The sequence below is a fragment of the Streptomyces sp. NPDC052107 genome (assembly GCF_040680215.1).
Classification (GTDB): Bacteria; Actinomycetota; Actinomycetes; order Streptomycetales; family Streptomycetaceae; genus Streptomyces.
In genome coordinates this window covers 45,359-60,807 of the sequence record NZ_JBFAWG010000002.1, presented here as the reverse complement: position 1 = coordinate 60,807, position 15,449 = coordinate 45,359, and the positions used below count along the sequence as shown (strand labels likewise).

13 protein-coding genes are annotated in these 15,449 nt (G+C 71.2%); 2 read left to right on the top strand and 11 right to left on the bottom strand.

What is annotated here, in order from left to right; translation table 11 throughout:
* Positions 1 to 156: 156 nt before the first annotated feature.
* The 8 genes from AB0M27_RS02155 to AB0M27_RS02120 all read right to left on the bottom strand — a co-directional run bounded on the left by AB0M27_RS02155 (position 157) and on the right by AB0M27_RS02120 (position 9,238).
* On the bottom strand, positions 157 to 1,239 hold the full coding sequence (locus AB0M27_RS02155; protein ID WP_365716973.1) for a S1 family peptidase: 1,083 nt from the start codon (positions 1,237 to 1,239) through the stop codon (positions 157 to 159).
* 328 nt (positions 1,240 to 1,567) lie between these two features.
* Complete coding sequence (locus AB0M27_RS02150) at positions 1,568 to 2,467, bottom strand: S1 family peptidase (RefSeq protein ID WP_365716971.1); 900 nt, start codon at positions 2,465 to 2,467, stop codon at positions 1,568 to 1,570.
* 223 nt (positions 2,468 to 2,690) lie between these two features.
* Positions 2,691 to 3,473, bottom strand: coding sequence for a DUF1684 domain-containing protein (locus AB0M27_RS02145; protein WP_365716969.1), 783 nt, complete (start codon positions 3,471 to 3,473; stop codon positions 2,691 to 2,693).
* A complete protein-coding gene (locus AB0M27_RS02140) occupies positions 3,470 to 4,750 on the bottom strand; it encodes an NtaA/DmoA family FMN-dependent monooxygenase (protein WP_365716967.1) in 1,281 nt (426 codons plus the stop codon). Before AB0M27_RS02140 ends, AB0M27_RS02145 begins: the two co-directional genes overlap by 4 nt.
* Positions 4,747 to 5,862 (bottom strand): LLM class flavin-dependent oxidoreductase, encoded by a 1,116-nt coding sequence (locus AB0M27_RS02135; protein WP_365716965.1) that lies wholly within the window; start codon positions 5,860 to 5,862, stop codon positions 4,747 to 4,749. The genes AB0M27_RS02140 and AB0M27_RS02135 overlap by 4 nt, the downstream gene beginning before the upstream one ends.
* Positions 5,863 to 5,865: 3 nt before the next feature.
* Entirely contained in the window at positions 5,866 to 6,627 is a 762-nt protein-coding gene (locus AB0M27_RS02130) for an amino acid ABC transporter ATP-binding protein (RefSeq protein WP_365716963.1), read from the bottom strand.
* Positions 6,624 to 8,384: an FAD/NAD(P)-binding protein gene (locus AB0M27_RS02125; protein WP_365716961.1), complete on the bottom strand. Its 1,761-nt coding sequence runs from the start codon at positions 8,382 to 8,384 to the stop codon at positions 6,624 to 6,626. Before AB0M27_RS02125 ends, AB0M27_RS02130 begins: the two co-directional genes overlap by 4 nt.
* Positions 8,381 to 9,238, bottom strand: a complete 858-nt coding sequence (locus tag AB0M27_RS02120; protein WP_365716959.1) for an amino acid ABC transporter permease — start codon at positions 9,236 to 9,238, stop codon at positions 8,381 to 8,383. The genes AB0M27_RS02125 and AB0M27_RS02120 overlap by 4 nt, the downstream gene beginning before the upstream one ends.
* 408 nt (positions 9,239 to 9,646) lie before the next feature.
* On the opposite strand from AB0M27_RS02120, the gene AB0M27_RS02115 reads away from it, so the two are divergent.
* A complete protein-coding gene (locus tag AB0M27_RS02115) occupies positions 9,647 to 10,576 on the top strand; it encodes an ABC transporter substrate-binding protein (protein ID WP_365716957.1) in 930 nt (309 codons plus the stop codon).
* A 9-nt stretch (positions 10,577 to 10,585) separates the two neighbouring features.
* Here the strand turns inward: AB0M27_RS02115 and AB0M27_RS02110 are convergent, their stop codons facing one another.
* Positions 10,586 to 11,770 (bottom strand): DUF5685 family protein, encoded by a 1,185-nt coding sequence (locus tag AB0M27_RS02110; protein WP_365716955.1) that lies wholly within the window; start codon positions 11,768 to 11,770, stop codon positions 10,586 to 10,588.
* Positions 11,771 to 12,038: 268 nt separating this feature from the next.
* On the opposite strand from AB0M27_RS02110, the gene AB0M27_RS02105 reads away from it, so the two are divergent.
* On the top strand, positions 12,039 to 12,476 hold the full coding sequence (locus tag AB0M27_RS02105; protein ID WP_365716953.1) for a cell division protein SepF: 438 nt from the start codon (positions 12,039 to 12,041) through the stop codon (positions 12,474 to 12,476).
* A 36-nt stretch (positions 12,477 to 12,512) separates the two neighbouring features.
* On the opposite strand, the gene AB0M27_RS02100 is transcribed toward AB0M27_RS02105, so the two are convergent.
* Both AB0M27_RS02100 and AB0M27_RS02095 read right to left on the bottom strand, forming a co-directional pair.
* On the bottom strand, positions 12,513 to 13,703 hold the full coding sequence (locus tag AB0M27_RS02100; RefSeq protein WP_365716951.1) for an acyl-CoA dehydrogenase family protein: 1,191 nt from the start codon (positions 13,701 to 13,703) through the stop codon (positions 12,513 to 12,515).
* Between the two features lie 98 nt (positions 13,704 to 13,801).
* Positions 13,802 to 15,424 carry an MFS transporter gene (locus tag AB0M27_RS02095; protein WP_365716949.1) on the bottom strand — a complete coding sequence of 541 codons (1,623 nt, stop codon included), beginning with the start codon at positions 15,422 to 15,424 and terminating at the stop codon, positions 13,802 to 13,804.
* Positions 15,425 to 15,449: the final 25 nt, after the last annotated feature.

The following is a 15,449-nucleotide window of genomic DNA, read 5'->3' as shown; positions in this document are numbered from 1 at the left end:
AGGACCGTTGGGGGCATGACACAGACAGCCACAGCTCACCCGTACGGCGGCGCATCCGCGCACGGCGGGAAGGGGCCGCCGCAGGCATACGACGGAGTCCCGCCCCCACGCACCCGAGGGACGGGACTCCACGAAACGCACGCACACCCAAAGGCGTCAGCCGATCTGCGCCCCCGTGGCGGACAGCGCAGCGGTCACCGGCTGGAAGAACGTCTCCCCACCGGAGGTGCAGTCACCACTGCCCCCGGAGGTCAGCCCGATGGCATTGCTCCCCGAGAACAGCGACCCACCACTGTCACCCGGCTCGGCGCACACATCGGTCTGGATGAGACCGCTGACGGTCCCCTCCTGATAGTTCACCGTGGCGTTCAGCCCGGTGACCGTACCGTCGTGCACATGGGTCGTCGACCCACTGCGCGTCACCTTCATGCCCACCGTCGCCTCGGCGGCGCCGGTGATCTTCCGAGTGGACCCGTCGTACAGGTCGACCTCGCTCGGATGGTCCACCTGCGCCGTGTACTTCACGAGCCCGAAGTCGGTCCCCGGGAAGTGGGACTCCGCGTTCTGCCCGATCTCCTGGCCGCTGGAGTCCGACCAGGTGGAGATCGCCTCGGTGCAGTGCCCGGCGGTCAGGAAGTACGGCTGCCCGTCCTTGACCACGTTGAACCCGAGCGAGCAGCGCCCACCGGACCCGCTGATCGCGTCGCCACCGGCGATGAAGGGCTTGAACTCCCCCTTCGACCTCCTCAGCTCCGCCTTGCCGCCCAGCCCGTCGACCACCTTGCTCAGCTTGGCCCACTCCGTGCCGGAGACCGACTTGTCGGCGGTGACGACGACCTTGTTGCTCACCGGGTCGGTCGCCCAGGACGTCCCCGGTATGGTCGCGTCCTTCTTCAATGTGGTCCGCGCGCCGTCGAGCGCGGCCAGCGAGTTGGTGACGAGTCTCGCCTTGGCTCCAGCCGCCTCGACGTCGTTCGCCGCACCCTGGTCGAGCACGTTGACGACGAGACTCCTGGCCCGGGCGTCGTAGTAGCTCCCGGCGGCATCGGAGCCGAGGCTCTTCAGCAGCGTCGAGGCGAGGTTTCCGGCCGCCGGAGCAGACAGAACCTTCGGCTCCGGAGCCGACTTCGCGGGCTCGCTGGCGTTCGCATTCTGCAAGGTGACACCCGCGGCGACCAGTGCGGCGATTCCCGCACCGGCCACGGCGACCCGCCGCCTGGGTATGCGTCGGTGCTTCAACTCACGTCCTCCTGTGGGGGGATGGCCAGCCAGGTCGTGGGGGACCTGACGGACCGGAAGGCTGGTTGACGAGCGCCCACTCTTCCGAACGACACAGGGAGCACACAAGGTTGACTTCAGGACGCGCGTAGAGAGGGCTTGCCCACCCCTCTCTACGTGACCGTGGATAGTCACGCCAGGTAAATTCGCACAGCAAACACGACGCACACGTAACCCACACCGAACGGTGACGACACCGCCTGACCGAAACCAAACACCCCGCACCGACAAGAAGCCCCCGCACACCACACGGCATGCGGGGGCTCCGAGGAAGCCGCAGTCGGACTCGCTACGGCAGCGTGACCCCGTAGTAGCTCAACGCCTCGGTCACCGGCTGGAAGAACGTGGTACCGCCGGAGGTGCAGTCACCACTGCCCCCGGAGGTCAGACCGTAGGCCACGGTCCCCGCGTACAGCGGACCACCGCTGTCGCCGCCCTCGGCGCACACCGTGGTCTGGATCAGCCCGTAGACGATGTCACCGCCGCCGTAGTTGACGGTCGCGTTCAGCGCGGTGACCCGGCCACTGTGCGTACCGGTGGTGGAACCACGCCGGTACACGGTCGTGCCCACGGACGGCGTGGCCGCGCTCGTGATGGACTGGCTGCCCACGGAACTCGGGTGCGAGATCGCGGAGTTGGTGTACCGCACCAGGGCGAAGTCGTTGCCCGGGAAGCTGTAGCCGACGTTGGTGCCGAGCACCGTGGTGTGGCTGGAGTTGCTGTACCAGGTGGAGGCCACCTCGCCGCAGTGACCGGCGGTGAGGAAGTAGTACGTGCTGCCGCTGTGCACGTTGAAGCCGAGCGAGCAGCGGTACTGGCCGCCGTAGATGGCGTCGCCGCCGGTGATCAGCTTGTTGAACTTGCCGGGGGTGTGCTTGATGGTGAGCGCGCCCGCGTCGGTGCCGGCCTGCCGCTTGATCTTGGCGATCTCGGCCTTGGACACCGTGCTGTCGACGGTGACGACGACGCGGTTGGTCTTGCTGTCCACCGCCCAGGCCGTACCGGGTATGTCGGCCTTGAGTACGGCGGAGTTGGCCTTGCCGAGCTGGGCGGCGCTGAACGTGTGGGCGTCGCTCGCGTTCGCCGTGGGGGCGGCGAAGGCGGCCGCGGCCAGGAAGCCGGTGGCCACGGCGATCAGCCGGGGCCGTCTAGCGGTGCCGCTGCCGGAAGTGGTGCGCTTGATCCTCACTTTTCGTTCCCTCCCAAGGGAAGTCGGGGGCCCGCGTGGGGTCGGGGCCCGTGAGGCGCAGCCAGGAGGGGTGGCCGGGTTCCGCACACGCATGCCCCCTGACCAGCGCTGAGGGGGAGTATTCGGTCGAACGACCGGTCGACACAAGAGTGCCTTTCGGCCGTTGGCTTTTAAACCACCTTTGCCCAGTGCTCCCCTGAAGTCCGATCAGCGCACGCCGATGTCAGCTCACCGCACGCTCCCCCGCCTCGATCGCCACGTCGAGTGTGTTGCCGGGCGGCGGGAACGGGCAGATGAAGTGGTCGGCGAAGGCGCACGGCGGGAGTTGGGCGCGGTTGAAGTCGACGGTCGTACGCCCCTCGGCGTCCGGCGGGGCCGGGTGCAGGAAGCGGAACCGGAAGCTGGTGTCGCCGCTGGTGGCGTCGGCGAACACCGCCCACAGCAGTCCGTCGCCCTGCTGTGCGACCCGCAGCGTCAGCTCCCGCCCGTCCAGGGTGAAGACGAGCTCACCGGCGAGGGCGAGCCCCCGCTCGCACCCGTCCGCGTTGCCGACCCGCACGGTGCGGGTGTCGTCGTACGGCGTGAACCGCCCCGGCACCGACCAGCGGGCGTCGTACGGGGCGGCCTCGATGCCCTCGAAGGCGCGACGGGCCGCGGACCCGGGGTCGTACACCCGCACCCCCCACACACCCTCGCGCACCAGCACGACCAGCCGCTTCTCCCCCAGCGCGACGCGCGCCTTCACCGCCGGCCCGCGGTCGGCGGCGAGCCGGACCTCACCCGCGAACGGCCGCCCGTCCACGCTCAGGCCGTCGGCCTCGACGGCGGTGAGCACCACGCCCTCCCCATCGGCCACCCAGGTCCCGGGAATGTCCGGAAGTCGTCGGTCCGGATGGTCCTCGACCCAGTGCGTGGCGGTCAGCGCGAGCGGACCGTAGGGCGCGGAGACCTTCTCGACCCGCTGCTCGTGCCACTGCTTCCACGCATCGGCTGCGTCCGTCGTCATGCCGTTCTTCCTTTCCTCTGCGATGAGACTTCCCGTGCCGGGTGATCCAGCCCGAGATGGGAGCGAAGGGTGGCGCCCTGGTATTCCGTGCGGAACACGCCACGTTCCTCAAGCAGCGGCACCACCCGGTCCACGAACTCCTCCAGCCCGTCGGCCGCGAGCAGGAAACCGTCGGCCGATCCCTCGCGGACATGGGCGTCGAGATCGGCGGCGACCGAGTCGGGCGTGCCGACGAAGGACTGCCCACCGCCCGCCTCGATCACGGTCTCCCGGCTGGAGAGTCCCTTCGCCTCCGCCAGCGCCCGCCATCTCCCGACGCGTGCCAGGGTTTCGCCGTCCCCGCTCCGAGGGGCGATCCGGGGCAGCGGGCCGTCGGGGTCGTGGCCGGCGAGGTCCACGCCCCAGAGCCGCTCCAGCACGTACCGCGCGTACTGCGGGGTGACCCGTCGTCGTCGGATTCCGGCGGCCCGCTCCTGCGCCTCGGCGGCGGTGTCCCCGAGGACGACGGTGACGGCGGGCATGATCTTCAGGTCCTGCGGCGCGCGGCCGTACGCCGCGAGCCGCCGTCGGACATCGGCACGGCGGGCGCGGGCCGTCTCCGGTGAGCCGTGCCGGGTGAGGAGCACATCGGCCGTGGCCGCGGCCAGCTCCCGTGCCTCCTCGGACTCGTCGCCCTGGATCACCACGGGCCGCCCCTGCGGTGAACGCGGCAGCCCGAACTCGCCGGCGAGGTCGAAGTGCCGGCCCCGGTGTGTGAACGGCCGGGGCGTCCCGTCGGGTGTCCAGGAGTCCCACAGCAGCTTCGCCACGGTGACGAACTCGGCGGTCCTCGTCAAGCGGGGGGCGTGCTCCGGGTGGACGCCGGGGCGGAAGTTCTCGGCGGCGTCCGGCGTGGCCGCCACCCGCCAGGCCGCCCGGCCCCCGCTCAGGTGGTCCAACGTGCCGATTCTGCGGGCGAGTTCGTACGGCTCGCCGAAGGCGGTGTCCGCCGTGGCGGCGAGTCCGAGCCATGCGGTGCCTGCGGCGAGGGCGTTCAGTACGGCGACCGGCTCGGGCCATCCCACCGGGTCCAGGTCGTGCGGCCGCCCCCGGTGCTCGGGCAGCCGCAGCCCCTCGTCGAGCAGCAGGAAGTCGAACCGCCCGCGTTCGGCGGTGCGGGCGAGGCGTTCGCAGGAGGGGAACGCGATCCGCGAGCCGGGGCGCGGAGCGGCCCACACCGCGGCGTCCTCGGCCGCCGGGAACCGGACCGCCAGATGCATCCGCGGTCGTACGGTCATGACGTTCCCCCGGTCATGACGTTCCTCCCGGTCACGGTGTGCACCGCGGTCATGGCGTACTGGTTGGCGGGCCGGGCCAGTCCCAGGTGCTCGCGCAGGGTGCTGCCCGGGTAGAAGGTGCGGAACAGGCCGCGGTGCTGGAGCAGCGCCACCGTGCCGTTGACCAGCCGCTCCAGGTCACGGCGTGGCTCGACGGGCACGAGGTGGAAGCCGTCGGTGACACCGTCGGCGTGCCAGCCGGCGACCAGTTCGGCCAGGTCGATGGGGCCGCCCCGGTACAGCGGCCCCCGCCCGGTCGCCCGCGGGCCCCCGCCCCCGTGTCCGGGCTCGGCCGCGTGCTCCCCGTCGCCGAGGTCGACCAGGAGGCTCACCAGGACCCGCAGGGTGTCCGGGTCGCGCCTCGACTCCGCTGCAGAAGCGCGTAGTTCGTCGCGTACGGCGGTGGCCTGCGCCGGGGTCGCGGCGCGGACCAGTGCCACGTCGGCGTACCGGGCGGCGACGGTACGGGCCTGGCGCTCGGTGGCGTCGACCAGGCGGACGGGATGGCCCTGCGGTGGCCGGGGCACGGTCGAGGGGCCCCGGACCGAGAAGGCGGTGCCGGCGTAGTCGACGTGGTGCAGCTTGTCCCGGTCCAGGAAGCGGCCGGTCGGCAGGTCCCGGATCTCGGCGCCGTCCTCCCAGCTGTCCCACAACCGCGCCGCCACGTCGGCGACTTCGCCCGCCTCCTCCCACAGCTCCCGGACGGGCGCCGCAGGCCGGGGGCCGAAGAGCCGGGCCTCGCTTTCACCGGCGGACACGTCGATCCGCCAGCCGGCCCGCCCACGGCTGACCCAGTCCAGCGTCGCCACGGCCGCCTGCACCCGGAAGGGCTCGGTGTGGGTGGTGGTGACGGTCGGGACGAGGCCGATGCGCCGGGTCGCGGGCGCCGCCCGGGACAGCACGGCGAGCGCGTCGGGTCCGGGCCGGGCGAAGGAGTCGTCCAGCGTCACGAAGTCCAGCCCTCCGCGCTCGGCCAGCCGGACCAGCTCGACGTACGGTTCGGCACCGAAACGGTCCGGCAGATCGACGGCGGCGGCGAGATGCAGCGGCCCACGGCCGTAGGAGGTGCCCATGTCTCACAGCACCTTCGCCAGAAACGCCCGGGTCCGTTCGTGCCGGGGCCGGTCCAGCACCTCACCCGGCGGCCCCTGTTCGACGATCCTGCCGTCGGCCATGAACACCACCGTGTCGGCGACCTCACGGGCGAAGGCGATCTCGTGCGTGACGACGATCATCGTCGTGCCCTGAGCCGCCAGGTCCCGGATGACGTCGAGGACTTCGCCGACCAGCTCGGGATCGAGCGCCGAGGTCGGCTCGTCGAACAGCAGCAGCCCGGGCTCCAGCGCGAGTGCCCGCGCGATGGCGACCCGTTGCTGCTGCCCGCCGGACAGTTGCCGTGGGTACGCGTCGGCCTTGTCGCCGAGCCCCACCCGCTCCAGCAGCCGGCGCGCACCCTCGACTGCTTCCTTCCGGGGCCGTTTCAGCGCGGACACCGGGGCCTCGACGACGTTGTCGAGGACCGTGAGGTGGGGGAAGAGGTGGAAGTTCTGGAAGACGAACCCGATCCGGGTGCGCTGCCGGAGCACCTCGCGCTCGGGCAGCTCATGCAGCTTGTCCCCGGCGCGCCGGTACCCCATCAGCGAGCCGTCGACGCTGATCTCGCCCCGGTCCACCTTCTCCAGATGGTTGATGGAGCGCAGCAGCGTGGACTTGCCGGAGCCGGAGGGGCCGAGCACGACCGTCACCTCACCCGCGCGCACTTGGAGATCGATGCCCTTGAGGACGGCGAGCGGGCCGAAGCTCTTGTGCACCGACCTGATGTCGACCATGACGCTCATCGCGCGGGTTCCCTTTCGAGTGAGGTGCTCAGGAAGGCCAGCGCCGCCCGGGCGGTGGCGTCGTTCTGCCGGAACGCGGCCCCTCCGGTGCGCGGCCGGGTGAAGGCGCCGGGGGTACGGGCGTCGGTGTACGGGCCGAGCGCGAAGCGCCGGGGATGCGGACGCCCGGCGCCGTCGAGGATCCGGCCGTCACCGGGGTCGACCCGGAGCAGCCCGTCGGGGGTCTCGGCCGCGCCGTCGATGTGCAGTGCGCGCAGCAGACGGTCGCGGGCCCGTCCGACGGTGGGCTCGGGCAGCCGGGCCTCGACCAGCGCCCGGGCCTCCACGGAGAAGCCCGGCACGGTGGGACTCGTGGCCCGGAACACCCCGTCCTCGGCGGTGACGGTCATGTCCGCGCCGACGAACCTGAGCAGGCCGGCCCGGGACAGCGCGAGCATCTGCCGCAGCCGGGGTTCGGGCGGCCCGGACGCCAGGTAGCTGAAGAAGCCGTGCCACCAGGGGCCGATGTTCCCGAGGCGGACGAGCTGCCCGTAGACGGAGAGCAGCCCGAGGAAGACGCCGAGATCCGCACTGTACGAGGCGTCCTGCCGGCGGTTCAGGTCCGCCTCGACATACCCCCGCAAGCCCTCCTGGAAGTCCTCGTGCGAGGCATGGCGCACCCCGTCCAGCGGATGGTCGAGCGCGGCGAGGTCGAGCCGGTCGGCCGGATCCGGCACGGCGGCGGCGACCAGCGCCTGAACCTCGGCGACGTCGCTCGCGGCCGCGTACTTCTCCTCGAAGTCGGCCCAGGCCATCGCCGTACGCTCGGCGTGGGCGGTGAAGAGGCGGTGGTAGTGGGCGAAGCCCAGCTCCTTCTCCACCAGCGGCCAGACATCGCGCCGGAAGTCGAGGCCGCCGGGACGGGCCCGCAGGGCCTCGACCTGGGCCGGGCCGAGGAAGCGGGGCAGCGGGGGCCGGTCGCCGGTCCAGTCGTAGCCGATCTTCGCGTGGTACGGCACTCCGCGCCGCGAGCCGACGTGGAGCACCGGCTCCCGCCCCGAGGGAACGTAGGTGTCGCCCGCGTACCGCCCGCCGCGTCCCTCGGTGAGCAGCACCATCAGGTCGACGAAGGCCAGCCCGAAGCCGCGCACGAGGACGGGTTCGCCGGGCTTCAGCGGGGACAGGTCGCTGTCGGCGGTGAAGTCGGGCGGCAGGTGCACCAGGCCGTGCTCCTGGGCGTACGCGGCCAACTCCGCCTGTTCGGTGTCGAGTTGGGCGTCCAGGTGGCCGATCGCGAGGATCACCAGGTCGGCGGGGAGGGGACGCGGGTCGCCCTCCAGCCACACCTGCTGGCGGCCCTCGCGCGGACCGCTGATCCGCACGGCACGCCGGGGATGGTGCCGAACGGTGACGCCCTCGGGCAACTCGGCCCGGGCACGCTCGTACACCCAGCGCAGATAGCGGCCCTGGAGCTGCCGGTCGGCGAAGGTGCCGCCGTCGAGGCCGGCCCACTCGTGCAGGGTGGGGCCCTCGCGCACCGGTCCTTCCATGGTCACGGTCTCGTCGGTGAACATGGTGACGTCCTCGGCGTGCGAGTTCATCCACAGCAGCGGTGACTGCGCCTGGCGCCAGATGCGGCCGCCGCCCGGCGGATGGGGGTCGACCAGATGGATGTCGAGGCCCCGACCGGCGTACAGCTCGGGGGCGTTGGCGGCGATGCGCTCCAGCAGTCCGGTCCCCCGCGGCCCGGCTCCCACGATCACCAGCTGCGGCCTCATCGGGCGTGCTCCGTGCCGCGCGCGTAGTACTTCTCGATGTAGTGCTGGCCGAGGCCGAGAGCCGAGGTGACGACCGCGTACCAGAGGGTCGCGACCATCAGCAGCGGGATGACCTGGTAGGTGCGGTGGTAGATCAACTGGGCGGAGAACAGCAGGTCGTTGACGGCGATGACGCTGACGATCGAGGTGGCCTTGAGGGTGCCGACGAGCATGTTGCCGGCGGGCGGCACGATGGAGCGCATGGCCTGCGGCAGCACGATCCGCCACCAGCGCCGCGACCGGCTCAGGCCCAGCGCCTGGGCGGCCTCGATCTGCCCGCGGTCGACGGAGAGGATGCCGGCCCGGACGACCTCGGCGGCGAAGGCGGCCTCGTGCAGGGTGAGTCCGACGATCGCGACGGCGACCGGGGTGAGCAGGTTGACGGTCTTCACGCCGAAGACCTGCGGGTACAGCGCCCCGATGTTGAACCACAGCAGCAGCTGCACCAGGATCGGGATCGACCGGAACAGCCACACATAGCCCCAACTGACCGCGCGCAGCACGGGGTTGGCGGAGAGCCGGAAGGCGGCGAGCAGGGTGCCGAGGGCGAAGCCGAGGACCATCACGACCGCGGTCAGCCACAGCGTGAGCCACAGGCCGCGCAGGATGGAGCCCGAGGTGAAGTAGTCGGCTACGACGTCCCATTGGAACGCCTTGTTGCGCAGGACGGAGGTGACGGCGAACCCGAGCAGCACGAGGACGACGACGGCCGCCGTCCACTGGCCGTACCGGCGCTGCGGGACGATCCGCGGGGCGTCCGCGGGCTCGGGAATCCCCGATGTGGTGGGGGTTTTGGCGAGGGTGTCGGATGACATGCGAAGGCTCCGTGACGCGAAGAGACGTCAGAACACGGGTGATGCCCTCACACGGACTGCGCCGTGCGGCGCGGATACGGCCGAGCCCCTCAGCAGGGCCGTCCATCGAGAGTACGTGGGCGTTTCCCTCCGCTGTCAAGGCTGTCCACACTGTGAGCCGTACGTCTCAGGTCAGTTGACGCCGAACCGGATGCCTGTTCCACTTGGCCCATGCATCCACAGCAGTGGCTGGTCACCCGCTCCCACATCGACTTCGGTCGCGTGTGGTCCTCTTCCTGTTGAGCTGACCCCCTGCATGCGCCTGCCCTCCGGGCGGGCGTCCTCGCGTTCTCCCTCTTTTTCCTCGCCTTCACACGCACCCCTCCCCTCGCGCTCTGCACCCCGTCTGCTCCCAGGAGACCGCCACCGATGCGCACGCGGCTTTTTGCACCTTTTGTCAGCATTACTTCCGCCACCTTGCTCCTCACCGCCTGCGGCTCCGGCTCGGGCGGGACGGACGCCTCCGGAGTGGCGGCGAAGTCCGACGACGTGCCCATCACGGACGTCGTGTCCGCGGAGAAGAAGGACGAGGCGGCGGCCAAGTTGCTGCCCGCCGGCACCACCCACCTCACCGTCGCGATCAGCGTCGGCGGCACCCCGCCGGGCACCACGTATCTCTCCGACGGCAGGACGCTGACCGGCCAGGACGTCGACTTCACCAAGGCGGTCGCCAAGGTGCTCGGCGTCCGGCTGAAGGTGGAGCAGGCGAGCTTCGAGGCGATCCTGCCCGCGCTGGACAGCGGTAAGTACGACTTCGGCGCGTCGAACTTCGGCGTCACCGACGAGCGCCGCAGGACCATCGACTTCGTCACCTACATCAACGACGGCCAGGGCTTCGCCACCCGCAAGGACAGCAAGCTGACGAGGATCACCGACCTGAGGCAGCTGTGCGGACTGAACGTGGCGACCGGCGCCGGTACGACCTTCGAGGCCACGCTGGAGGAGAACAAGCGCGTGTGCACCGACGCGGGCAGGAAGCCGTACCGGGTGCAGACGTACTCCGAGGCGAGCGCGATCTGGTCCTCGGTGCAGCAGGGCCGCAGCGACGTGGTGATGTCCACCATCAACGGCCTGCGCTACGCCGTGGCCCACCAGCCGGGCCTGAGGTTCCTGGGCGAGTACCACCGCCTGGACGTGGGCTTCGCCTTCAAGAAGGGCACCAGGCTGGCGCCCGCCTTCCAGGCGGCGGTGAACAGGCTGCTGGCCGACGGCACGTACGAGAAGATCCTCAGGAAGTGGGGCACGACGGGCTCGGCCATCACCAGGTCGCGGATCAGCCCGCCGGAACTGAGGAACTGAGCGGGACGGTCACAGCCCGCAGTCACAGCACGAGCAGCACTCACAGCACTCGCAGCACTCACAGCACTGGCAGGCCTCGCAGCACGACCCGTCGCAGCCGCAGTTGGCGCAGCAGCCCTCGCGCTTCTTCCGCGACCAGGGCCCCTCGAACTCGTCGGCGCAGCACACCTTGCAGGTGCAGCACAGGCCGAGGGCGGCCGCGCAGCCGGCCCAGAAGCCCCGCTTCTCCGGATGCGGCGGCTGCCCGCCGAAGGGGTTGCCGTACGGGTGGCCCGGCGCGTCCGGCGCGTGGTGACCGGGCGGCGGTCCGAACGAAGCCTCGGGCGCGTGCCCGCACGCGCGCGTGCCGAACGCGCGGTCCACGGAGCGCTCCAGCTCGTGCACGAGCAGCAGATGGACCAGCCGGCCGTCGGCGAACTCGGCCTCCCGCAGGGCGAGCCGGATGCCGTGCAGGGCGTCGTCGGCGAGCCGGCGTGCCTCGGCGCGGGAGGTGCCCGTGGCGGTGAGCGGGTTCCAGGCGCCCGACGCGGCGTCGGCCTCCTGGTCCTCCACGGCGTCCAGCAGATGCGCGAGCCGGCCGAAGAGCCGGCCCGCCTCCGCGAGCGGCAGGGCGTTGCCCGGCCGTCCGGCCAGCGCCGCGGTGTGGGCGAAGGCGGCGGAGGTCGCGGTCTCGGTCGGCTCGGTGACCGTCAGGATCGGGGTGCCGTAACCGGCGAGGGTCTCCAGGCCGAGCTGCCGGCCCGCGGCCTCGACGAGGACGCCGGTGTCGAAGCCGACCGCGGCGCCGCTGTGGGCGCCGGCCCTGTCCCAGACCGCGGCGACCCGGCGCGCGGCGGCGGCCATGGACCGGCGGGCCAGCAGCCCGTCCCGGTCGGCGACATGGTCGCGTACCTTCGCCGCGGCGAGCACCAGCGAGACGGCGGCGGCGAGACGGGCGCCCTCGCCCTGGGCGACGGAGACGGTGCGCATCCCGCGCAGCGCGCAGGGCCCGGCCGTACGGCGGCCGTCGGCGGTCCGTCCGGCCTGAGCCTCTGTCAGGACCGATATGAGAAGTCCGTCATAGTTCGTCACGATCCGCGCGAGTTGTCCGTGGTCGCGGCGCAGGGCGAGGCAGAGCCCGCACAAGTGCGCCATCCACTCGGCCTTGAGACTTTCACCGAGTCGATGAGAGCACGGTCTGACGATTCCGAACACGACGATCCCCCGTGGTGTGGTACGACGTTGACATTCACCCGTACGCACCGATCATCACCCATCTGCCACTGACAATCATATTTCACTCTCAGTCAGCAGCCGTATGTGTCACGACCCTTGGGGCACAAGGACTCTCGACGGATCGTCTGTGCACCAGTACCGTCACAAACCCCCCGCGCGGCGTCTATCCACTTGGCGCGCCGTCCGCATCATGGATGACCATAGGGACGCGGAAAGCAGAAAAAGACCGCTGTGAGAGGAGGCGTCCATGGGATCGGTACGCAAGGCGAGTGCGTGGCTCGGCCTCGTCGACGACAACGATGACGAGCGTTACTACGACGACGAGTACTCCGAGGGCTCCGAATCCGGGGACGCCTGGGTCACCGACCCCCGGGTGAAGGTGGCCTCGGACACGGCAGAGGAGAAGGGCCGCCGGATCGGCACGGTCACCCCGGACAGCTTCCGGGACGCCCGTGTCATCGGCGAGCTGTTCCGGGACGGTGTCCCGGTCATCATGAACCTCACCAACATGGAGCCCGGCGACGCCAAGCGGATCGTGGACTTCGCGGCGGGGCTCATCTTCGGGCTGCGCGGCTCGATCGACCGCGTGTCCAACCGGGTGTTCCTGCTCACGCCGGCCGACACCCAGATCATCAGCGGCGAGGCCTCCGCCCACCGCGAGGGCGGCTTCTTCAACCAGAGCTGAGGCAGGGCCGCTCACCGGCCCTGCCCGCCCCGGGCCTCACCGGAAGGCGTCGAGCCCGGTGAGCGCCTTGCCCAGCACGAGCTGGTGCATCTCGACGGTGCCCTCGTAGGTGAGCACCGACTCGAGGTTGGTCGCGTGCCGCATCACGGGGTATTCGAGGGAGATCCCGTTGGCACCGAGGATCGTCCGCGCCGTACGGCAGATCTCGATGGCCTCGCGGACGTTGTTGAGCTTGCCGAAGCTGACCTGCTCGGGGCGCAGGCGGCCGGCGTCCATCCGCCGCCCCAGATGGTGGGCGAGCAGGATCCCCTTGTGCAGTTCCACCGCCATGTCGGCGAGCTTGGCCTGGGTGAGCTGAAAGCCGCCGATGGGCCGCCCGAACTGCTCCCGCGTCCTCGCGTAGTCGAGGGCCGCCTCGAAGCTGCTGCGCGCCGCGCCCATCGCACCCCAGACGATGCCGTACCGGGCGTGCGACAGACAGCTGAGCGGTCCGCGCAGTCCGGTGACCTCCGGTAGTACGGACGTAGCGGGCAGCCGTACGTCGTCCATCACCAATTCGCTGGTGACGGAGGCGCGCAGGGACCACTTGTGCTTGATCTCCGGCGCCGAGAAGCCGGGGGTGTCGGTGGGAACGACGAAGCCGCGGATGCCGTCCTCGGTCTGCGCCCAGACGACGGCCACCCCTGCGACCGACCCGTTGGTGATCCACATCTTGCGCCCGTTCAGGACCCAGTCCCCGCCGTCGCGCTTGGCGTGGGTGCGCATGGAGGCGGGGTCGGAGCCGTGGTCGGGCTCGGTCAGACCGAAGCAGCCGATGACCTCGCCGGCCGCCATGCGGGGCAGCCACTGAAGCTTCTGCTCCTCGCTGCCGAACCGGTGGATCGCGTACATGGCGAGGGAGCCCTGCACGGAGACGAGAGACCGGATCCCCGAGTCGGCGGCCTCCAGCTCCAGACAGGCGAGCCCGTACTGCACGGCACTGGCCCCCGCGCACCCGTAGCCGCTGAGCGACATCCCGAGCGCCCCGATCCCGCCGAGCTCCTTCGCGAGCTCGCGGATGCCGGGCAGCTCCCCCTTCTCGTACCACTCGGCGACGTACGGCAGCACCCGGTCCGCCGCCCAGGACCGCACGGTGTCCCGTACGGCCAGGTCCTCCGGTTCCAGCAGGTCGTCGATGCCGAGCGGGTCGGCGGGATCGAACGGGGGCAACTTCGCGGACGCGGACATGGGACACCCTCCGGCACAAAGAAAACTAGCACCGCTAATCACATATGTGCCGCCGACGTTACGGCGCGGTGTCCCGCACGTCCAGTACGTCGGGCACGTCAGGCGGAGACGCGGGGCTCCGCCAGTTCCCGCTGTGCGGGCAGTTCCACCGCCTCCACCGTCGCCGCGTCTTCCGCGCACTGCATGACCCGCGGCAGCCGCAGCGCCATCACCGCGCCCAGCAGCAACAGCCCCGCGCTCACCAGCAGCGTCACATGCAGCCCGTGCACGAAGGAGTCCCGGGCGACCCGGCGCAGCGCCGTCCCGGTGGCTCCGCCGAGCCGGCCGGCGACGTCGTAGGCCTCGCCGAGCGAGTGACCGGCCGCGTCCGAGGCGCCCCTTGGAACGCCCCGCACCGAACGCAGATGCGGCGCGTAGGCCGCGTTCATCACGCTGCCGAGGAGCGCGATGCCGATGCCGGCGCCGAGCTGGTACGACGTCTCGCCGATCGCGGCCGCGCCGCCGGCCTGGTCGGCCGGGCACTCGTTGAGCATCGACTCGTACGCCCCGAAGAGCGTCGTCTCCAGACCGAAGCCGAGCAGGACGAAACCGGAGAACAGCAGCGGCGCGTCGTCGGTGCCGCCCATCGCGGTGAGCGCCAGGACCGCTGCGGCGGTGAGGCAGAAGCCGAAGCAGACCATCCGGCGCGGCCCGAAGCGGCGCAGCATCCGCGCGCCCGCCAGGCCCGCCGCCATCGCCGCGACGGTCAGGGGCAGCAGCCTCAGGCCGGTCTGCAGCGGGGAGAGCCCGAGCACCAGTTGCAGATACTGGGCGGCGATCAGCTCCAGGCCTACGAGCGCGAGCATCGCCAGCACGATGCAGCCGACCGAGGTGCTGAACGCGGGCCGGCGGAACATCCGCAGGTCCACCAGCGGATGCGCGAGCCTGCGCTGCCGTCGTACGAAGAAGAAGAGGAGGGCCGCGCCGGCCAGCAGCGGCAGCACGGTGAAGGGGCTCGCCGGTGCCTCGCCGCCGCCCAGCCGCTTCACGCCGAGGACGACACCGAAGAGACCGCCGGCCGCCAGCAGGGCGCCGACGACGTCCCAGGGACCGCTGCCGTCACCCCGGGACTCGGGCAGCAGGATCCGGCCGACCGGCAGGCTGACCAGCATCAGCGGGATGTTGACGAGGAAGACCGCGCCCCACCAGAAGTGCTCCAGCAGGAAGCCGCCGAGCAGCGGGCCGACGGCCGCGCCGACGGCGGCCACCGCGCTCCAGATGCCGATCGCGAGCGCGCGCTCGCGCCGGTCGGGGAAGACCTGACGCAGGATCGACAGGGTCGCCGGCATGATCATGGCGCCGCCGACGCCGAGCAGGGCGCGGGCGAGGATCAGCGTCTCGGCGGTCTGCGCGAGGGCGGCCACGGCGGAGGCGATGCCGAACAGGCCGTAGCCGAGCAGCAGGACGCGTCTGCGGCCGACCCGGTCGCCGAGGGTGCCGAAGAGGATCAGCAGCGAGGCGCAGACCAGCGGATAGACGTCGACGATCCAGAGCAGTTCTATCGCACCGGGCTTGAGGTCCTCGGTGACGGCGGGGACCGCCACGTGCAGCACGGTCGCGTCGAGGGCGACGAGCAGCAGGCTGACGCAGAGGACGACGAGCACGACCCAGCGGTTGGCACCGGCACCGGTCCCGGCCGCCCGACGGCGCGGCCCTGCGGCAGCCGTGGTCGTCCCGGACATGTACGTACCTCCCAGATGTGCCGCG